The organism is Zhouia amylolytica AD3, assembly GCF_000511935.2.
Lineage (GTDB): Bacteria > Bacteroidota > Bacteroidia > Flavobacteriales > Flavobacteriaceae > Zhouia > Zhouia amylolytica.
In genome coordinates, this window is the sequence record NZ_AYXY01000023.1 from 514,648 (window position 1) to 534,201 (window position 19,554).

18 protein-coding genes, 1 tRNA gene and 1 riboswitch are annotated in these 19,554 nt (G+C 38.6%); of the genes, 8 read left to right on the forward strand and 11 right to left on the reverse strand.

The features are described from left to right. Window positions 1–84 precede the first annotated feature (84 nt). Window positions 85–1,428, forward strand: coding sequence for an OmpA family protein (locus tag P278_RS13030; RefSeq protein WP_038267591.1), 1,344 nt, complete (start codon window positions 85–87; stop codon window positions 1,426–1,428). 66 nt (window positions 1,429–1,494) lie between these two features. Beyond that, complete coding sequence (locus tag P278_RS13035) at window positions 1,495–4,260, forward strand: PD-(D/E)XK nuclease family protein (protein ID WP_038267594.1); 2,766 nt, start codon at window positions 1,495–1,497, stop codon at window positions 4,258–4,260. A gap of 1 nt (window position 4,261) precedes the next feature. On the opposite strand, the gene P278_RS13040 is transcribed toward P278_RS13035, so the two are convergent. After that, window positions 4,262–4,975: an SDR family oxidoreductase gene (locus P278_RS13040; protein WP_038267596.1), complete on the reverse strand. Its 714-nt coding sequence runs from the start codon at window positions 4,973–4,975 to the stop codon at window positions 4,262–4,264. A 120-nt stretch (window positions 4,976–5,095) separates the two neighbouring features. After that, a complete protein-coding gene (locus P278_RS13045) occupies window positions 5,096–7,327 on the reverse strand; it encodes a tetratricopeptide repeat protein (RefSeq protein ID WP_038267598.1) in 2,232 nt (743 codons plus the stop codon). 182 nt (window positions 7,328–7,509) lie between these two features. Between P278_RS13045 and P278_RS13050 the strand changes: the two genes are divergently transcribed. Then, complete coding sequence (locus tag P278_RS13050; RefSeq protein ID WP_038267601.1) at window positions 7,510–7,938, forward strand: hypothetical protein; 429 nt, start codon at window positions 7,510–7,512, stop codon at window positions 7,936–7,938. A gap of 72 nt (window positions 7,939–8,010) precedes the next feature. Here P278_RS13050 and P278_RS13055 read toward each other — a convergent pair. Then, window positions 8,011–8,084, reverse strand: a tRNA-Ala gene (locus tag P278_RS13055). Between the two features lie 98 nt (window positions 8,085–8,182). Here P278_RS13055 and P278_RS13060 point away from each other — a divergent pair. The 4 genes from P278_RS13060 to P278_RS16685 are packed head-to-tail and all read left to right on the forward strand — an operon-like array spanning window position 8,183 to window position 10,975. Then, complete coding sequence (locus P278_RS13060; protein WP_394331295.1) at window positions 8,183–8,692, forward strand: GNAT family N-acetyltransferase; 510 nt, start codon at window positions 8,183–8,185, stop codon at window positions 8,690–8,692. Then, window positions 8,689–10,017 carry an MATE family efflux transporter gene (locus P278_RS13065; RefSeq protein ID WP_038267603.1) on the forward strand — a complete coding sequence of 443 codons (1,329 nt, stop codon included), beginning with the start codon at window positions 8,689–8,691 and terminating at the stop codon, window positions 10,015–10,017. Before P278_RS13060 ends, P278_RS13065 begins: the two co-directional genes overlap by 4 nt. A gap of 22 nt (window positions 10,018–10,039) precedes the next feature. Further along, entirely contained in the window at window positions 10,040–10,807 is a 768-nt protein-coding gene (locus P278_RS13070; protein ID WP_038267606.1) for an enoyl-CoA hydratase/isomerase family protein, read from the forward strand. A gap of 3 nt (window positions 10,808–10,810) precedes the next feature. Beyond that, the gene (locus P278_RS16685; protein WP_175496554.1) at window positions 10,811–10,975 is read left to right on the forward strand and encodes a hypothetical protein; all 165 of its coding nucleotides are present in this window, start codon (window positions 10,811–10,813) and stop codon (window positions 10,973–10,975) included. 35 nt (window positions 10,976–11,010) lie between these two features. Here the strand turns inward: P278_RS16685 and P278_RS13075 are convergent, their stop codons facing one another. The 7 genes from P278_RS13075 to thiS all read right to left on the reverse strand — a co-directional run bounded on the left by P278_RS13075 (window position 11,011) and on the right by thiS (window position 17,069). Further along, window positions 11,011–11,373: a hypothetical protein gene (locus tag P278_RS13075; protein WP_139226649.1), complete on the reverse strand. Its 363-nt coding sequence runs from the start codon at window positions 11,371–11,373 to the stop codon at window positions 11,011–11,013. A gap of 221 nt (window positions 11,374–11,594) precedes the next feature. Beyond that, window positions 11,595–12,719, reverse strand: a complete 1,125-nt coding sequence (gene thiH / locus P278_RS13080; RefSeq protein ID WP_038267608.1) for a 2-iminoacetate synthase ThiH — start codon at window positions 12,717–12,719, stop codon at window positions 11,595–11,597. Continuing rightward, the gene (locus P278_RS13085) at window positions 12,712–13,491 is read right to left on the reverse strand and encodes a thiazole synthase (protein ID WP_038267611.1); all 780 of its coding nucleotides are present in this window, start codon (window positions 13,489–13,491) and stop codon (window positions 12,712–12,714) included. The genes thiH and P278_RS13085 overlap by 8 nt, the downstream gene beginning before the upstream one ends. Window positions 13,492–13,549: 58 nt before the next feature. After that, entirely contained in the window at window positions 13,550–14,185 is a 636-nt protein-coding gene (locus P278_RS13090; RefSeq protein WP_038267983.1) for a thiamine phosphate synthase, read from the reverse strand. A gap of 99 nt (window positions 14,186–14,284) precedes the next feature. Further along, complete coding sequence (locus tag P278_RS13095; RefSeq protein WP_038267613.1) at window positions 14,285–14,884, reverse strand: thiamine phosphate synthase; 600 nt, start codon at window positions 14,882–14,884, stop codon at window positions 14,285–14,287. Between the two features lie 79 nt (window positions 14,885–14,963). After that, window positions 14,964–16,820 (reverse strand): phosphomethylpyrimidine synthase ThiC, encoded by a 1,857-nt coding sequence (gene thiC / locus P278_RS13100; RefSeq protein WP_038267616.1) that lies wholly within the window; start codon window positions 16,818–16,820, stop codon window positions 14,964–14,966. Between the two features lie 45 nt (window positions 16,821–16,865). Continuing rightward, window positions 16,866–17,069: a sulfur carrier protein ThiS gene (thiS, locus tag P278_RS13105; protein WP_051413556.1), complete on the reverse strand. Its 204-nt coding sequence runs from the start codon at window positions 17,067–17,069 to the stop codon at window positions 16,866–16,868. 100 nt (window positions 17,070–17,169) lie between these two features. Beyond that, window positions 17,170–17,265: riboswitch (TPP riboswitch) on the reverse strand. A 963-nt stretch (window positions 17,266–18,228) separates the two neighbouring features. Here thiS and P278_RS13110 point away from each other — a divergent pair. Then, the gene (locus P278_RS13110) at window positions 18,229–18,897 is read left to right on the forward strand and encodes a hypothetical protein (protein ID WP_051413557.1); all 669 of its coding nucleotides are present in this window, start codon (window positions 18,229–18,231) and stop codon (window positions 18,895–18,897) included. 2 nt (window positions 18,898–18,899) lie between these two features. Here P278_RS13110 and P278_RS13115 read toward each other — a convergent pair whose 3' ends face one another. After that, window positions 18,900–19,544, reverse strand: coding sequence for a 2OG-Fe(II) oxygenase (locus tag P278_RS13115; protein WP_038267620.1), 645 nt, complete (start codon window positions 19,542–19,544; stop codon window positions 18,900–18,902). Between the last annotated feature and the right edge of the window lie 10 nt (window positions 19,545–19,554).

A 19,554-nucleotide genomic window follows, 5' to 3' on the forward strand; every position in this document is an offset into this window, starting at 1 on the left:
AAATTTTATATATTTGTTTTTGTTAAATAAGTTGTAACAACTTACATTTGTCGTTAATTAACACTTAAAATCAAATAATTGAACATGAAACATCTTAGCAAAATTTTAGTTGCTTCTTTACTTTTTGTAGGGTTAAGCAGCGTCCATGCGCAAGACGAAAACAACCCTTGGCAACTTAGTTTTGGTGTGAACGCAGTTGACGTATATCCGACTGGTGAGCCTGGAATGGGTGACTATTTCGACGAATACTTCAACGTAGAAGATCACTGGAACATCTTACCTTCTATTTCTTATGTTGCTGTTTCAAGAAACGTTGGTGGTAAATTCGCTGTCGGTGTACGCGGATCACTTAACAAGATTGATAAGTGGGGAGACATGGAAGTAGACGATCTTTCTTATTACGGGATCGACGGTACTATCAAGTACAACTTCTTTGAAGAAACAAAATTAGATCCATTTGTTGAAGTAGGTGGTGGTTATACTTGGATTGACGAGTTAGGTGCTGGTACACTTAACGGAGGTCTAGGTCTTAACTTCTGGTTTACTGAAAACTTAGGATTAACAGCTCAGTCTTCTTACAAGCATTCATTTGAAGACAGACTAACACCACATTTCCAGCACATGGTAGGTATCTCTATCAAATTTGGTGGAACTGATTCTGACGGTGACGGTATCTACGACAAGGATGATGCTTGTCCTGAGGTTGCTGGTTTAGAAGCATTCAACGGTTGTCCTGATTCTGACGGTGACGGTATCGAAGATTCTAAAGATGCTTGTCCTAACGAGGCAGGTCCTGCTGAATTAAACGGTTGTCCTGATTCTGACGGTGACGGTGTAGCTGATAAAGATGATGCTTGTCCTAACACAGCAGGTCTTAAAGAATTAAACGGTTGTCCAGACAGAGACGGTGACGGTGTAGCAGACAAAGATGATCAGTGTCCAGATGTTGCTGGTCCTGCTTCTACTAACGGTTGTCCTGACAGAGATGGTGACGGTGTATTAGACAAAGACGACAGATGTCCTGATACTGCTGGTACTGTAGCTAACCAAGGTTGCCCTGAAGTTACTGAAGCTGTACAAAAAGCTTTAAATGACTACGCTAAAACAATCTTATTCGACACTGGTAAATCAACTATCAAGGCTGAGTCTGAAAAAGTTCTTAACGATATCATCGATATCCTTAAGGAATATCCAAACTCTAAGTTCCACATTGAAGGACACACTGATAGCACTGGTAGCGACGCTCTTAACATGAGATTATCTAAAGAAAGAGCTAACGCTGTTGAGTCTTACCTAGAGTCAAATGGTATCTCTGCTGACAGATTAACTTCTGAAGGTTATGGAGAGACTAAGCCAATTGCTTCTAACTCTACAAGAGACGGAAGACGTCAAAACAGAAGAGTTGAAATTAACTTAGACAAGAACTAATTTCACAACAAATTATATTTCACAAAAAACGCTCCGAAATTCGGAGCGTTTTTTATTTTTACCCTTATGGTAAAATCCTTCATCGCTGAAATTGCTTCAGAAATAATAAACACGAATACGACATTAGAAAATGTAGTATGTATATTACCCAGTAAGAGAGCAGGAACATTTCTTAAAAACGAATTATTAGCTCGCACTTCTAAAACTCAATTTTCTCCGGAGATCACTTCGATAGAAAACTTTATTGAAGAACTTGCCAGCATTAAGCTCAGTTCTAACCTAACGGTCTTATTCGAATTTTATGAGGTATACAAACAGCTTCAACCAATAGAAGAACATGAAAATTTTTACACCTTTAGTAAATGGGCACAAATCGCACTTCAGGATTTTAATGAAATAGACCGCTATCTCATAGATTCTGAAAAGATATTCGGTTATCTTTCATCTATTAAAGAGCTCAATCACTGGACACTCGACAAAGAGAAAACAGTCCTGCAAAAGCAATATTTAAAATTCTGGGATCAATTAGGTGCGTACTATGAAGCGCTACATAACAGACTCAAGAAAAATCAAATCGGTTACCAAGGGTTTGTTTACAGGGAGGCTATTGAAAACCTGGAACATTTTATTCAAAACAACCTTCAAAAGAAGTTTTACTTCATTGGTTTTAATGCCTTAAACAATGCTGAATCTCTAATATTTCAAGAGTTTTTATCTACCGCAGAAACTGAAGTTTTCTGGGATATCGACCAAAGCTTCATCGATAATAAAGAGCACGACGCAGGTTTGTTCATCAGAAGATACCTAAAGACCTGGAAACATTTTAACAACCATCCTCTTAAGTACCCTTCAAGTCATTTTTTAGAAGAGAAAAACATCAGTATTATCGGGGTTCCTAAAAATATTGGACAAGCTAATTATGTTGGAGGTATTTTAGAAAATCTACATAATACTCAGGGTCATCTTAAGAGCACTGCGGTGGTTATGGGAAATGAATCCCTACTTACCCCTATACTGAATGCTCTGCCTGCATCTGTAACCGAAGCAAATATCACCAGTGGATTACCTTTGGAGGAAACACCTATAGCCTCTTTTTTTTACAGTGTATTAAACATTATTGAAAAAGAAGATGGAGCTAAATGGTATTTCAAAGATGTACTGAATTTGTTTTCAAACGCTATTACCAGGCATCTGTTTAAAGATGAAAACATAGAAAAAACTACAAGTTTTATTCACCAGCAGAACCTAGTCTATATAAGTTCAGATCAACTTTATGATCTTATTTCCGAGGAGGAACACCAGGCCCTATCCAATATTTTTATTTCGAAATCAACTTCGTCTATTGATAAGGTCATCAATAAACTGACTGATTTATGCTTAATTCTTAAGAAATCATATACGGAACTCGAAGAGCGAAACACTATTTATCTTGAATACCTATATCGCTTTTATGCCCTGTTTAACCAATTAAAGGTTTTAAATAAAGATTACAACACCATTAATGACATCCGTTCGTTAAAAGGTATATACAATGAGTTATTAGTAAAGGAATCTATCGATTTTCAGGGTGAACCTCTGCAAGGTTTACAAATTATGGGAGTCCTGGAAAGTCGTAATCTCGATTTTGAAACGGTAATTATAAGTTCAGTCAACGAGGGAATTTTACCATCAGGTAAAAGCAATAATTCTTTTTTACCGTTCGATATTAAAGTAGCCTTTGGTCTTCCTACATACAAAGAGAAAGATGCTATATACACTTATCACTTTTACCGACTTTTACAGCGGGCCAAAAACGTTTATCTCCTATACAATACTGAACCTGATGTTTTGGAAGGTGGCGAAAAGAGCAGATTCCTGCTTCAATTAGCACTATTGGGTCAAGAAAAGCACCACATTAATGAAGTTATTGCGAGCCCGTTAGTTGAAAAGAAAAGTTTAAAACTATTGGAAATCAAGAAGAACAATTTATTAATTGATGACCTCAAGGCTGTTGCAGCCAAAGGCTTCTCCCCTTCCTCATTAACCAATTACGTACGTAATCCGATAGATTTTTATAATCAAACGATCCTGGGCATAAAAGAACTGGAAGAAGTGGAGGAAACTGTTGCTGCCAATACCTTAGGTACCATTGTTCACAATACCCTCGAAACCCTATACAAACCTCTTGAGGGCAGCTATCTTACTTTAGCACATCTGGAAAGCATGGAAAAAGAAATAGATGGCACCATCACCGCCTTTTTCGACAAAGAATATAAGGGAGGTGATTATAGCAGAGGTAAGAATTTAATCAGTTATCATATTGCCAAAAGATATGTAGCGAATTTTATAGCGTTCGAAAAGACTCGATTAGCATCCGGACAACAAATAAAGATCTTAGCTAATGAAATTTATTTCAAGACCGCTATCACCATTGATGGGTTAAATTTCCCTATTCACCTTAAGGGGATCGTGGACCGTGTTGAAGAAGTTGATGGGGTTATTAATATTATTGACTACAAGACTGGAAAAGTAACTCAGCGCGATCTGGAAATTGTAGAATGGAGTAACCTAACCGACGATTACAAATACAGTAAAGCCTTTCAGGTACTGTGTTATGCTTATATGATGAGTAAAAAGAACGGGGATGCCAAGGAGATGCAAGCTGGTATTATTTCTTTCAAGAACTTAAACGAAGGCGTTCTAAAATTCACTAAAAAAGACAAACCTGGCAGAGGTGCTGTCAAACAACACCTCATCACCAGTGAATTTTTGACTGCTTTTGAAATTCAATTAAAAGCATTAATCATAGAGCTCTTCAATGAAGAAGAATCCTTTCTTGAAAAAGAGGTCTGATCTATTTTTTGTCTGGTCTGGAAGGCCTTACCTCTATTTTACTTGGTAAGGTACGTGGATGCATTGTTAGCAGATCCACTACCAGTTTACCGATATCTTCCGGTTGAATTTTCCATGCGTCTTTATCGCCCGGTTCGTTATTATTGAAATGAGAGGCGACAGAACCCGGCATAATAGTACTTACCTTTATATCATAAGGTCTTAAATCGAGCATTACTGCCTGAGTGAAGCCAACAACTCCAAATTTAGTTGCATTATAACCTGCGGCTGTTGGGAAAAAATTTGTTCCGGCAAGGCTTGCCAGGGTTATATAATAACCTTTTGACTCCTTTAAGGCGTCTACCGAAGCTTTAAGGGTATGAAAAACTCCATTCAAATTCGTGTCGATCATTTGATTCCACTTATCGACTTCAAGTTCATCAATTGGCGCAAAATGACCTACACCCGCATTAGCAAGTACTACATCCAACTGCCCGAACTTGTCAAGGATAGCCTTTACAGCCATATTTTCATCATCGAGTTTGGTTACATCTGAAGCTATTCCAAGAACCCTGCTATCATCTTCTGTTAAACTTGCCGCTGCTTTTTGGGCATCTTCTAAATTACGTCCGGAAATTGCCACACGCATTCCTGAATGCAGTAACACTTCAGCTATACCATAGCCTATTCCTTTTGTTCCTCCGGTGATATACACCACTTTATCTACTAAACTCATAATTATATCAATTTTTTATAAATATAAAATCCTTTTTATGGAGAAGAAAACCTGATCGGTTATAGTTTTGTTAAACACCCCAAGACCGATTCTATTATTTCAGATATCAGACTCCTCTTTTTACTTAAGCATTATTTTTTCTGCACGTTTTTCAATTTCCTGAAGCAGGTTTGCATATCCAGGCTGATTGGGAAATGAGGCGACCAACTTTTGGGCAATGGCACGTGCTAGTCCTATTTGTTTTAACTCGAGTGCTCCAATCGCTTTAACATATAATAAATCGGCATTTTCGGGCGCATGTTGTAATGCTTCATCAATTACCTGCATTGAATGCGTATAATTTCCTTGTTGTTGTAATTTGAGGGCATAATTATAGAAAGCTCGAAGATTAAAAGGTTCCCTTTCACAGGCTTGTGCCAAGTACTTTAATGCTGCATCATTTTTTCCCAGCTCATTAAATAGCAATCCGAGCATATAATAAGGGTAGCTATTTTCCGGTTCTTGTTCTATAATTTTAGCATATAACCGGGCTGCTTTTTTGGCTGCCCCGTTTTGATAATACAGGAAAGCCAAATTTACTCTTGCATTATTATTATAATTATCGAGCTGAATAGCCCGTTCATAAGCTTCTATAGCATCTTCGACTTCATTTTTAAGATATTTATATTCAGCTATCTGCTCTTGCCCGGTCGAGAAATCTGAATTCATTTCCAGAAAGTCTAAAAACTCTTTATGAGCCGATTCAAACTTTTTGGAATTTACCCTTTCGTGACCATAAACTCCAATAAATTTTGCACTTGAGATACGCACAACCCGCACTGTATCATTTAAAAGTTTTTCTATAGTATTCACCACACTGGTATCTCCGAATTTGGTATAGGAGACGACGGCTTCATTTCTTACCAAGGCTGAGGAGTCGCTTAAAAACTTCTTTAACTGTTTTACCTCAGCTTCAGACAACGACATATTCGTATAATTTCTCAGTGCAGTTGCTCTGGCAATTTCAGGAAATGCCGGATTATTAAGCAAGTAATAAAACGCTTCTTTATTTCCTGAGTATCCAGCGAGCAGGTAATCTGAAAAATGAGCTTTATCCGACATTGCCTTATCGGTTCCCCATGAGTGTAACGCTTTAACCGCCCATTCGGCGCTTTTATCATTATGGCAAGAATTACATGCATTGGGAGTGCCATAGGCTACTGATTGATCAGGTCGCGGAATACGAAAGCTATGGTCTCTTCTAAAATCATTCCCCATGTACACTTTGCCTGTCATGTGACAATTTATACATTCCGAACCCGGTGTTCCATTTGCATGATTATGATGGGCTTCCGAATTGTATTTTGGTTCATGACAACTAAGGCATAACGCATTTCCCTGTTTTTTTAATTTTAATGAATGCACATCATGGCAATCTTTACATGATATGCCGTTATGATACATTTTACTTTGCTTAAAAGACCCATAAACATACACCTCATCATTAATCTGTCCATCACCCTCATACAGTGGCGGTGTTAATAAAGCCTCCAGGTAATGATCTTTAAAACCTTCATGATGTTTATAGTCTTTCGTGAGCTGTGTACGGCGCGAGTGGCAACGCGCGCAGCGATCTACCAGCTCAACGGAACTTTCGTCTCCATTCATAAAGAGTTTTTGAGGGCTTTCTTTTGCCAATCCTTGTTTGTAGAAATTAACATGATCGGCAGCAGGACCATGGCAAGCTTCACAACTTACATTAATTTGTTTAAAGCTTGTTTTATAAACATCTGTATTCGGATTGTAATTTTTATGCAGATCGGTCGAATGACAATCGGCACAGGCTGTATTCCATCGCATTCCTCCCCCTGTCCAATGAATCCACTCATCAGTAGCTATCGTTAAATCGGGATACAGGTTAAACCATTTGTTTTTGACACTATCCCAGGCAATGGTCAGACATTGGAATTCCCCATTATCAAGCGCTACGATGTATTGTTGTAATGGAGTAACTCCGAAGGTATATTTTACTTTATAATCGTGAATTAAATTATCTGGTCCTGTAATTTGCACATAGTAGTCAGAACCTTTCTTGAAAAAATTTGCCTTGCCTCCATTATACTCAAAAGCTATATTATTGAAATTACCCAAAACACTCACAGAATCCGCTACTTTCATAGCCTGATCATGGTGAGATCCTTTCCAGGAATCATACTCTTTTTGGTGACATGAAATACAGGCCTGATCACCTACGAATTCTGCGTTGACAGCGACATGATCAGACTCCTTTACATTAATATAAGCATCTTTCTTGCATGCACTTAATAGCAATAGCAGCAAAAAACTAAAGGTTAAACCAATTTTTGATAACATGATAATTATTTATGTTTACAAACCAGTCTACCTGACAACCTTTAATTACACAATAAAGATATTTTAAATTGTCTGTATAAACCCCATGAACAGGGATTTATTTTGGAAGAAATCATCTATTATTTCGTATTGAAGCAACCATATGAAAAGAACTTCATCTAGAAAGAAACAGGCTGTAATAAATGAAGCATTTACTAACCTTAACGTTAATAGGATTCATCCTTTTAAGTTGTTCTAATGATGATAATGACAACAGCAATTCAAATGGCTGTGATCGCAAAACTGTAATAAGCTCTGAACAGTACACCAGCGCTCCTTCAGACAAGTTAACCATAAACAGTTTAGCCATAGAAGGCAATTGTTTGAAAATTAATTTTAGTTCAGGAGGATGCAGTGGAGAATCGTGGGAATTAAAACTCATTGATTCCGGAGTTGTTTTAGAATCAAATCCCCCACAAAGAAATTTAAGATTATCACTCAAGAATGAAGAACTCTGCGAAGCATATATCACTAAAGAATTAACCTTTGATATCACAAACCTACAAGTAGATGGCAACCGTGTTCAACTGAACATTACAAATTCCGGTGAGGGTGTTTTATATGGGTATTGAAATCTAAATTAATTAAAGGCTAAAAAAACAAAACCCTCGCATACTAATGGTTTACGAGGGTTTTTATTTAAGTGGAGAAGATGGGAGTCGAACCCACGACCTTTTGACTGCCAGTCAAACGCTCTAGCCAGCTGAGCTACATCCCCAGAATTTCAAAGGTCAAAAATAAATTATTTTTAGAGAATTTGATAATAAACTTTCATTTTATTTAATTCGAACCCTCAACCTACTCTAATTCTAACTTATGATTATTTCGAGGGCACAAAAAAACGAAATCGATGCATTACTGAAGCTCACAAAGGCTTGTGCTGCTTTTATGCAAAAGAAGGGCATCTATCAATGGAATGAAAGTTATCCTTCCAGGGCCGCCTTTGAAACGGACATTGACCATGAAGAGCTTTACACATTAAAAGTCGAGGGGCAGATTGCAGGCTGTATTGTTATATCAACTATCATGGATGACGTTTATGAACCTATTACCTGGTTGACCCCGAACGACCAGGACCATATTTACATTCACCGGCTTGCTATACATCCTGACCTACAAGGACAAGGCTATGCTCAATCGCTTATGGACTATGCGGAAGGTTACGCCATAGATAATGGTTATATCTCTATAAGATTAGACACCTTCAGCAAGAATCTCCGTAACCAAAAATTTTACGAACTTCGCGGCTACAAACGCTTAGGGGAAGTCTTTTTTCCAAAGCAGAGTGAGCATCCATTTTATTGTTACGAGAAAGTATTGCATTGAAACATAAAATCTCTTTTAAGGAAATTAACAAACTGGCCATCCCTGCTATCATTGCAGGTATTGCTGAACCACTGATATCGTTAACTGATATAGGAGTTATTGGAAATGTAGACGAAAATCCGGTTGAGGCTCTGGCTGCGGCGGGTATCGTGGGGTCCTTTTTATCTGCCATTATTTGGATCGTAGCCCAAACCAAAACTGCCATATCCTCTATTGTTTCACAACATCTGGGCGCTAACCGATTGCATGCTGTTAAAACGTTAGTACCACAGGCTATTCTATTCAATTTTTTGTTCAGCCTGGCCATCTATGCATCAACGGCCTGGTTTGCAACGGCTATTTTTAAAATATACAATGCCGATGGTCTTATATTAAATTATGCTGCCGAATACTACAAGATCAGGGCACTGGGCTATCCGTTAACCCTCGTTACATTTGCGATTTTTGGAGTATTCAGAGGGCTTCAGAACACGCTTTGGGCCATGAAGTGCAGCTTAACAGGAGCTTTATTGAATGTTCTACTGGATTATGCATTAGTTTATGGTATTGAAGATTTTATCCCTGCTATGCATTTAAAGGGCGCTGCTATTGCCAGTGTGATCTCGCAGTTGGTTATGCTTCTAATGGCCTTTTATTTCTTTTTTACCAAGACGCCATTTGGATTAAAAGTAAAAAGAAGCATAAACCCCAGAATGAAGGATCTTCTCATAATGAGCGCTAATTTATTTGTACGAACCGCTGCTTTAAACTTTGCCATTTATTTAGCTAATGCCTATGCTACCGATTATGGTAAAAATTATATTGCTGCTCAAAGTATTTTAATGAACATTTGGTTATTCTTTTCCTTTTTTATCGATGGTTATGCGAATGCGGGCAATGCCATTTCGGGAAAACTGTTAGGAGCTAAAGACTATAAAAAACTCTGGAAGCTCAGTAAAGATATTAGCTTATACTCAACGATCATTGCAGTTCTTCTCATGATTATTTGTGGGCTATTTTATGATCAGATCGGATTGATTTTTAACAAAGAGACATCGGTACTCACTTTATTTTCTTCGGTATTTTGGATTGTTCTTTTAATGCAGCCTATCAATGCCATTGCTTTTATGTTTGACGGAATGTTTAAGGGAATGGGAGAAGCGGCTTATTTGAGAAATGTACTTTTAGCTGCCACTTTTCTTGGGTTTTGGCCAACCTTATTGATTGCAGATCATTTTGATCTTGAGCTCTATGCCATCTGGATTTCCTTTGTTGTATGGATGTTGATCAGGAGCATAACTTTGGTGGTTAAGTTTCGAAGAAAATATTTAAAAGCCGTAACTTAGTGCACACACTAAAACGACCAAGATGACCACAGAAAGAATGAATGGAAGTTTATATACTCAGATCGAAAGTAAAGTTGCCACGATTGAATTCGGACATCCTGCAAGCAACGCATTTCCCTCTGAACTTTTGGACAGACTTACGAATGAAATAAACTCTTTATCACAAAACAATGCTGTTCATATTATCGTTTTGAAGAGTGAAGGAGAGAAAGCTTTTTGTGCAGGAGCCTCATTCAATGAACTTGTGGCCATAAAAACCCTGGAAGAGGGAAAAAGATTCTTTAGTGGTTTTGCCAATGTGATTAATGCAATGCGAACTTGTGGCAAGATTATTATCGGAAGGATACAAGGAAAGGCTGTTGGTGGGGGTGTCGGTTTAATTGCTGCTTGTGATTATGCGATGGCTACAGAAGCTGCTTCAATTAAGCTTTCTGAGCTTACCATAGGTATCGGACCTTTTGTAATCGCTCCAGCGGTGGAACGTAAGATCGGTGTTTCAGGTTTAGGAGAACTTACGCTTGCAGCAGAAGAATGGAAAAGCGCTTATTGGGCCAAGGAGAAAGGTCTTTATGCGCGCGTTTTTGATTCTGTAAAAGACCTGGATAAGGAAATAGCAATTCTTTCACATAAATTAGCCTCTTACAATCCTGCAGGATTAAAAGAAATGAAGGCTGTACTTTGGGAGGGTACTGAAAACTGGGACACTCTTCTTAGTGATCGTGCTGCTACCTCAGGAAAACTAGTCCTTTCGGAATTCACCAAACAAGCTTTAGTAAAGTTTAAAAAATAAGACATGGTTAATTTATTATTACTACAAGTAGATATTGAAAAAAAACTTCAGGATGCTCCAGATAGTGCTTATTCCATAGGAGTTTTTATTGGAAACATGTTGCCTTTTGTGGTATTGGTGGTAATTGCCTATCTCATATACAGGTATCAAAAAAAGAAAAACGGCTAAAAAGCCGTTTCTCTAAGTAATAATTATTTATCTCCCTATTCAACCAACTCTCCGCTGCTTACCGCATCAGAAATATTGGCTTTTACCGTTTTATATCTATTGTAGAATTTAGTTCCATCAGTTCTCTCTAATGTAACGATTACATCGCCATCTGCTTCGGTAGTAATTTCAGTTACCTGTACGCGATTCCCTTCCACGCTTTTATAATCAGGCGTACCTCCTTTTTTAAGAATGATATTTCTTTTAGGAAATTGAAGGTGTTGGTATTCATGAGCTGATGCTTCTGAAATGATAAAAGTATCTCCAACTTTAACATCTTGCCATTCCTTTTCATTTTCGTTTGCATAAACGCCTACTGCAAACCCTAAAAACAGAAGAATTATTATTTTTCTCATCATTTTTTGTTTATTTAACAATATTAACCCTTATAAATTAACAAAAACAAAATTATCAATTAGAAGTCATTATTAAAAGTACTTTAACTCAATATTAAAATTTAGCCTTCAAATTACTACACAAGGTTACTATTGTCCTTATCATATCGATGATTTAATCCAATGAATAAAACAGCTCAGTTCTCGTTTGAATTATCAAAAGCTCTGAAGCGCATAAAATTCATTTACGGCATTGCAGAGATCCAATCATTTTCCCAGTCTTTCCAGACGGGTTCGATGTTTTGGCTTTTAAGCATTTGGGAAATGGTTTCGGTACTTCGTTCATCTGAAATTTCAAACTGTTCCAAGGATTGTTTATCTATTGTATAACCTCCCGGATTGGTTTTCGATTCAGCACTCATTGATGTTATACCTAATTGCACTATATGATCTCTGAACACTTCCCTTTCCCTGGTAGAAATTGAGAGTTCGACGTCTTCATCCAATAATCTGTAGGCACATATTAGCTGAACCAAATCGGTATCGGTCATTTCTACTTTGGGTTCCAATCCACCACTGAATGGGCGTAGACGTGGAAAGGAAATAGAGTACTTAGTTTTCCAATAGGTCTTTTGTAAATATTTAAGGTGCAAGGCGGTAAAAAAGCTATCTGCTCGCCAATCTTCCAAGCCGAACAGCGCTCCTAAACCGATTTTATGCATTCCTGCTTTACCAAGCCTGTCGGGGGTTTCTAAACGGTAATCGAAATTAGACTTCTTCCCTTTGGGGTGGTGCTTTTTATATTCTTCACGATGATAGGTTTCCTGGTATACCAATACGGCATACAGGCCATTAGAGGCCAGCAATTCATATTCATTCTGATCAAGAGGTTGTACCTCTATAGAAATATTGGAGAACTGTGAACGTATGAGTTGAATTGCATTGTTTAGATAATCAACTCCAACGGTTCTGTTGGCTTCTCCTGTTACCAATAATATATGATCGTAACCTTTAGCTTTTAAAAATGCCGCCTCCTTTAAAATTTCTTCATCTGTAAGGGTACGACGTGGAATCTTATTGGTAAGGCTAAATCCGCAATAGGTGCAAATATTCTGGCATTCATTGCTCAGGTACAATGGCGCATACATGTGCATGGTATTCCCAAAACGCTTTTTGGTAATCAGGCTACTAAGCTGAGCCATTTCTTCCAAATAGGGTTTTGCCGCCGGTGAGATCAATGCTTTAAAATCTTCTAAGGTTCTTTTTTTTGAATTCAGGGCATGCTGCACATCTACGGCCGTTTTACCGAGAATGCTTTGCATAGTGTCGTCCCAGTCGAATTGACTCAATGTATCTTTGAAACTACTCATAAAGAAAACTGGTTAGGGGGCTACTGGCAATTGCTTTTTTATCTTCAACAGGGGCCAGCCTGGCATTATAGGCCATTCTACCGGCAATAACAGCCATTTTAAAGGCTTCTCCCATAGCTATTGGGTTTTGCGACACTGCAATGGCTGTATTTACCAATACAGCATCCGCCCCTAATTCCATAGCTTCTGCGGCATGAGAAGGAGCTCCAATACCAGCATCCACAACAACCGGCACCTTGCTTTGTTCTATAATGATCTCCAGGAAGTCACGTGTTTTTAATCCTTTATTCGTACCAATCGGAGCTCCCAAAGGCATTACACATTGAGCACCTACTTCTTCCAGTCTTTTGCACAATACCGGATCGGCATGGATATAAGGCATTACTACGAACCCAAGGCTAACCAGTTCTTCAGCCGCTTTAAGTGTTTCTACGGGATCTGGCAGTAAGTATTTAGGATCTGGATGAATTTCGAGTTTAATCCAATTGGTCTCGAGTGCTTCCCTGGCTAGTTGCGCTGCAAAGACAGCTTCCTTAGCATTTCTGACTCCGGAAGTATTAGGCAAAAGATTTATACGATTATCTCTTAAATGAAAAAGCATATCATCCTGATCATCTTTAACATCAACCCGCTTTAAAGCTACTGTAACCAACTCACTTTCGGATGCAACAATTGCTTGTTTCATTAATTCAGAAGCACTGAATTTTCCGGTTCCGGTAAACAATCGAGAATTAAATTCTTTATCGGCAATTTTTAATATGTCGTTCTTCATTCTTTAAAACTTTTTTTAATTGAGGTCATAAATCCTTAGAAATTCCTTCAGCCAAGCCTTAGACCTGACTGTAGGTGTTTCTAAAATTTTCGATTACTTCATCTATATTATTCGGGTTTGTTAAAGCCCCGGATATTGCTATACCATGCACACCTGTTTGGTGCAGGTGAATGACATCTTCAGGTTGGATTCCTCCAATTCCGATTATAGGCAAATTGACTTCACGATTTACTAAATCCCTGACAATGGATTGATATCCTTCGATTCCCAATACAGGGCTCAAGTTTTCTTTAGTCGTTGTAAAGCGATAAGGTCCGAGACCAATATAATCAACCCCGACCTGGCTTAATCGTATACAATCATCAAGGGTATTTGCGGTTCCTCCTATAATCTTATCAGAACCTAAGATCTGCCTGGCCTGTTCCGGATGCATATCCTCTTTCCCCAGGTGTACACCATCCGCCTGAATATCCTGTGCTACCTGAACATTATCATTAATAATGAGTTTAACCTGGTAAGCATCACAGATTCCCTTTGCCAAAACTGCAGTTTCAGCATATAATTCATCCGACACCATCTTTAATCGTAATTGCACCCAATCAACTCCCCCTTTACACACTTGTTTTATATTCAACAAGTGTTCGGCGGGGGTACCTCCTTGTGATATATATTGTATTTTTGAAATACTCTTCATAGTTCCTTTTTTAATTAAAGGGTTTGAATCTCCTGTTCCTGTTTTTCGATTCAAAATACATTTCATTTTCCTCCCTACTCCATCCTGAATTTTTTATCATCAGACATCTTGAAAGCTATATTTTGACTTAATATTTTTAAAAGCTGCTATCGGATCTTCTGATTGCCATATTGCTCCTAAAACTGCCGCTCCGTGGTATCCCAGATCAACAAGCTTTTCCATGTTATCATATGATATTCCTCCGAGTCCAACCACTTTTCCGTTCAGCTGCTTTACCCGAAACCCTCTCCCTTCATATGCTTCTTTGGAGATGGAATTAAAAACGGGACTTAAGAGGGCATAATCGAACCAATGGTTTTGTTGCATTAATTTTGACAAATCATGAAAGGAGGTACTTACCGTAAATTGTTCTCTTTTAAACTCCAAGAGGTAATCAGGGAGTTGCGTAGTTAAACCTTCTCGAAATCCTTCCTTTAAATGAACACCCTTTAATCCAAAACTTTTACAGAGGTGATGGTGCTCATGTAAGACCACCTTGTTGAGATACTCCTGCTCAATACCTTTCAATAGCGCTATGTATTGTTTTTCGTCATAACCGGGTTTGCGGAGATGCAAATATTGGAGTCCGGCAGCGAACATTTCGTTCAACTGCCGGCACTCGCTCATCATTGCATTTTCTGGTGTTATGACTATTAACATTGGTTTTGTTGTTATTTGATATTGACTCCACTTTCTATGGATTCCACAACTAGTACGGAATGACAGGTGGAATGGTATATTACAAATAAACCTCGCTTCCCTTTTCTTTAAACTCTTCTGACTTCTTTTTCATCCCTTCTTCTAAAGCCTTCTCGTCTTCCAAACCATGTTCTTTAGCATAATTTCTAACATCTTGTGTGATCTTCATCGAACAAAAGTTAGGTCCGCACATTGAACAGAAATGTGCAACTTTTGCATTTTCTGAAGGAAGGGTTTCATCGTGATATTCACGTGCTGTATCAGGATCGAGTGCCAGATTGAACTGATCTTCCCATCTAAATTCGAAACGGGCTTTACTCATAGCGTCGTCTCTATGCTGTGCTCCCGGGTGTCCTTTTGCAAGGTCTGCTGCGTGGGCTGCAATTTTATAGGTAATAACTCCTTCTTTAACATCTGCTTTATTTGGCAATCCGAGGTGTTCTTTCGGGGTTACATAACAAAGCATAGCACATCCGTACCATCCAATCATAGCAGCTCCGATTCCACTGGTAATATGATCGTATCCCGGAGCAATATCAGTAGTTAGTGGTCCGAGGGTGTAGAATGGCGCTTCTCCGCACTCATTCAGTTGTTTATCCATATTTTCCTTTATCATATGCATCGGAATGTGTCCCGGGCCCTCAATAATGGTTTGCACATCGTGCTTCCATGCTATTTTAGTTAGTTCACCCAAAGTTTCCAATTCAGCAAACTGTGCATAATCGTTAGCGTCGGCTATGCTTCCCGGACGTAGTCCATCTCCCAAAGAAAAAGAAACGTCGTAGGCTTTCATAATCTCGCAAATCTCTTCGAAGTGGGTATATAAAAAGTTTTCTTTATGATGTGCCAGACACCATTTTGCCATGATAGATCCTCCTCTGGATACAATTCCTGTAACGCGTTTTGCAGTATGAGGCACATAGCGTAAACGCACTCCGGCATGGATTGTAAAATAATCAACTCCCTGCTCTGCCTGTTCTATTAGTGTATCTCTGAATATCTCCCAGGTAAGATCTTCTGCCTTCCCATTTACTTTTTCTAAAGCCTGATAGATTGGAACCGTTCCGATTGGCACCGGAGAGTTTCTAAGGATCCATTCTCGTGTCTCGTGAATATTTTTCCCTGTAGAGAGGTCCATTATGGTATCTGCTCCCCATCGGCATGCCCAAACTGCTTTTTCTACTTCTTCTTCAATCGAAGAGGTAACCGCTGAGTTCCCTATATTGGCATTGATCTTTACCAAAAAGTTACGTCCGATAATCATCGGTTCACTTTCAGGGTGGTTTATATTGCACGGGATCACTGCGCGTCCGCTGGCTACCTCATCCCTTACGAACTCAGGAGTAATTACAGGAGGGATACTGGCCCCAAAGGAATTTCCCGGGTGTTGTTTTGTAATGGCTTTAATTTCCTGTAGCTTCTGGTTTTCTCTTATGGCTATATACTCCATTTCAGGGGTTATAATTCCCTTTTTCGCATAATGCATTTGGGTAACATTCTCCCCGCTCTTCGCCTTAAGAGGATTTTTCAGATGCTTGAAACGAAGCTCATCCAGCTTTTCATTGTTCAAACGTTCATTCCCATAAGCTGAAGTTAAACCCGATAATTGTTCTACATCTCCTCGTTTTGTAATCCACTCTTCTCTTATTGGCTCCAGTCCTTTTTTAACATCGATAGTTACCTCCGGATCGGTATAGGGTCCTGAAGTGTCATATACCAATACAGGTTCATTTGGTTCTTTGGTCCCATTAAACTTGTCTACGGTATCGCTCAATGCGATTTCACGCATGGGTACTTTTATGTCTGGATAGAGAGATCCATTTACGTATACCTTTCTCGAATTCGGAAAAGGAGCTCTTGAAATTGCCTGTTTACCTGGTGTTTTGTCTTTTTTCATATACCTAATATTGTTGTGTTGTTATTAATTGAAGGAATGAAGTTATCATCCTCCCTGAGTTGCTTTAATAATTAAAATGTTTTGATTTTCCCGGAGGCAGGTGGTGTCCCATTCAGATTTGGGTACCACATTGTTGGCGAGGGCTATGGCAATGCCGTCGTCTGACATGTTTAATTGCTCGATTAACTGGTTAAGATTGCTCTCTTCCGGAACTTGAATTGTCTCACTGTTTACGTTTACTGTAATCATTTCTAAATGCTTTTTTACAATAAACTTTAGGAGAACCGTCAATACAGGCTGTATCAACACAACAGAAAACAATACTTCGACAGAAGTTTGTTTTAAGACATGAAGCGTTCTAACTTTTCCCTTCGCCAGTATTAACCGGATCAGGTTCCAAGGGTCATCATCTCAGCCGACAAAGTCAGCACCCCTAAAGTTTCAGGTTCAAAGGTATAGAATAATATCTGGAACTTAAAAGAACTCTTGGGTTTTAAGCCTATTCTTTTTGTGTTTCTATAGAAAAAGGAGGTTAAGCAAGGGATAGGAGATTCCACAACAAGTGCGGAATGACAAGGGGATGGTTTCAACACCTCTTCGAATGGATTCCGTAATAAATAAGGAATGACAGGAGATTGAACAGGGCTGCTTTGAACCAACTTCTGCGATGGATTCCGTAATAAATACGGAATGACATGAGAGTGAACAGGGCTGCTTTGAACCAACTTCTGTGATGGATTCCGCAATAAATGCGGAAGGACAAGGGAATAATTTTGACTCCTCTTTGAATGGATTCCGTAATAAATACGGAATGACAGGAGAGTGAACAGGACTGCTTTGAACCAACTTCTGTGATGGATTCCGCAATAAATACGGAAGGACAAGGGGATAATTTTGACTCCTCTTTGAATGGATTCCGTAATAAATACGGAATGACAGGAGAGTGAACAGGACTGCTTTGAACCAACTTCTGTGATGGATTCCGCAATAAATGCGGAAGGACAAGGGGATGGTCTCAACACCTCTTCGAATGGATTCGGTAATAAATACAGAATGACAGGAGAGTGAACAGGGCTACTTTGAACCAACTTCTGCGATGGATTCCGCAACAAGTGCGGAATGACATGGGTGATAATTTCGACCACCTAATCTGGTGGATTCGGTAATAAATGCGGAATGACAATGGAAGGATTTTATGATTTAATTAAGTTAACATGTTCACAAATAGTGTTTCAGAAACGTTAATCTGCTTGTAACCAATGCATTTTATTCGTTATTTCATCCAACATTAATCAAAAAACGAACGGTTATTACCACCAACTATCCCCTTCTTAAGAAGATCTCCAGCGGAGGTATTTTACTATTCCTTTTGCTAAGCTGCTTTCAATTACAAGCGCAAGATTCGTTAATGACTGTTTTTGTTTACAAAAACGGTAAAGCTATTTCTGCATTTGAAATTGCTAATATCGATTCCAGAACTGAAGGGGTAATAACTGATGATTTTACTACAATAAAAGCTAAAACAGGAGACCGGCTGTTATTAGCATCTTCAAGTTTTGAGGAATATGTTTATGAAGTTACTTCAAGAGATGTATCGGCAGGTAAAATACAAATCGACATTGACAATGATATCATCGATCTTGAAGCGGTTACAGTCCATCAGACTGTCCGGAACTATCCTTTTATAAATAGTAAAAAAGCCATGACACCGACTGAACGGCGTTTATACGCTGCCAGTTATCAGAAGAAAAGCGCCTCTGAATATGCCGATGACTTTCTACAAAAAGGAATGGTTTTCGGCGCCGATCCGCTAATCAATATGATCTCAGGCCGTCGTAAACAACTTAAAAAAGAGCATGCCGCTTCACAAAAAGAAGGTACTGCTTCATTTTTAGAGAATGGATATACCCTTTATATTCTGGACATCCTTGAAGTTCCAAGCAGTCAGCTCGGCTTATTCATTTACTTTGTGGCAGAAAAGAACAAGCTTCTTTACAAAAACACCAACAAAAAACTTGTGCAATCTTTACTCAGAAGCTACTACCTGGACTTTATTAAACTCAACACGGAAGAATAATCTTAGCGGGTTTTCAACCATCCAGTGACACTTAGTCGTTCGGAGGAATTAACACGCATAACTTCATGCTCAATACGCTGACTTTCAAAAATCACTACACGTCCCGGAAGTGGATAAAGCCTTTTTTCTACTTCACTTCCATTTTCATCCAAATACAACACCAATTCACCCCCGTTATTGTTATCCCAGTCCTGATCATTTAAATAACACACCACCGAAAGCACTCTACGATCGTCGTTTTCAAACGTATCCAAATGTCTTTGATAGAAAGTACCCTCGGGATATAAGGCATAGTGAAATTCTTTATGGAGAATCCCCATAAAGCATGTTCTGTTTAAATAGTTAACCAGGTTATTTATTTTATTAAAGAACGTAGTTTCGGCTTCATTAGTTTCATTTTCATTCATCCAAAGAATAAAATCGCCGCGAATTTCCTTTTCAATCATTTCATTTGTTCGGTTTCCTATTGCCGATTTTTTAAATCTATCGGCTTCATATTTTTGCAATAGCGAATTGCGTAAGGAAACGACCTCTTCAGCAGAAAAGAAATTATCTACTACACTATAATGCCGATCAGATATATCAGCAATCACCTTCTCGAACAGCGGATTTTCAACGAAATCCAACTGCTCATATAGTTCGTTCACTTTGGTATAA

What these genes read in the sequence shown, in the direction of transcription:
- P278_RS13030 (WP_038267591.1), top strand. Translation starts at nt 85, where the DNA reads ATGAAACATCTTAGCAAAATTTTAGTTGCTTCTTTACTTTTTGTAGGG.
- P278_RS13090 (WP_038267983.1), bottom strand. Translation starts at nt 14,185, where the DNA reads ATGAAGAGTATTTCAAAAATACAATATATATCACAAGGAGGTACCCCC.
- P278_RS13070 (WP_038267606.1), top strand. Translation starts at nt 10,040, where the DNA reads ATGACCACAGAAAGAATGAATGGAAGTTTATATACTCAGATCGAAAGT.
- P278_RS13035 (WP_038267594.1), top strand. Translation starts at nt 1,495, where the DNA reads ATGGTAAAATCCTTCATCGCTGAAATTGCTTCAGAAATAATAAACACG.
- P278_RS13095 (WP_038267613.1), bottom strand. Translation starts at nt 14,884, where the DNA reads ATGTTAATAGTCATAACACCAGAAAATGCAATGATGAGCGAGTGCCGG.
- P278_RS16685 (WP_175496554.1), top strand. Translation starts at nt 10,811, where the DNA reads ATGGTTAATTTATTATTACTACAAGTAGATATTGAAAAAAAACTTCAG.
- thiS (WP_051413556.1), bottom strand. Translation starts at nt 17,069, where the DNA reads ATGATTACAGTAAACGTAAACAGTGAGACAATTCAAGTTCCGGAAGAG.
- P278_RS13045 (WP_038267598.1), bottom strand. Translation starts at nt 7,327, where the DNA reads ATGTTATCAAAAATTGGTTTAACCTTTAGTTTTTTGCTGCTATTGCTA.
- P278_RS13085 (WP_038267611.1), bottom strand. Translation starts at nt 13,491, where the DNA reads ATGAAGAACGACATATTAAAAATTGCCGATAAAGAATTTAATTCTCGA.
- P278_RS13040 (WP_038267596.1), bottom strand. Translation starts at nt 4,975, where the DNA reads ATGAGTTTAGTAGATAAAGTGGTGTATATCACCGGAGGAACAAAAGGA.
- P278_RS13060 (WP_394331295.1), top strand. Translation starts at nt 8,183, where the DNA reads ATGATTATTTCGAGGGCACAAAAAAACGAAATCGATGCATTACTGAAG.
- P278_RS13110 (WP_051413557.1), top strand. Translation starts at nt 18,229, where the DNA reads ATGACTGTTTTTGTTTACAAAAACGGTAAAGCTATTTCTGCATTTGAA.
- thiC (WP_038267616.1), bottom strand. Translation starts at nt 16,820, where the DNA reads ATGAAAAAAGACAAAACACCAGGTAAACAGGCAATTTCAAGAGCTCCT.
- P278_RS13075 (WP_139226649.1), bottom strand. Translation starts at nt 11,373, where the DNA reads ATGATGAGAAAAATAATAATTCTTCTGTTTTTAGGGTTTGCAGTAGGC.
- P278_RS13050 (WP_038267601.1), top strand. Translation starts at nt 7,510, where the DNA reads ATGAAGCATTTACTAACCTTAACGTTAATAGGATTCATCCTTTTAAGT.
- thiH (WP_038267608.1), bottom strand. Translation starts at nt 12,719, where the DNA reads ATGAGTAGTTTCAAAGATACATTGAGTCAATTCGACTGGGACGACACT.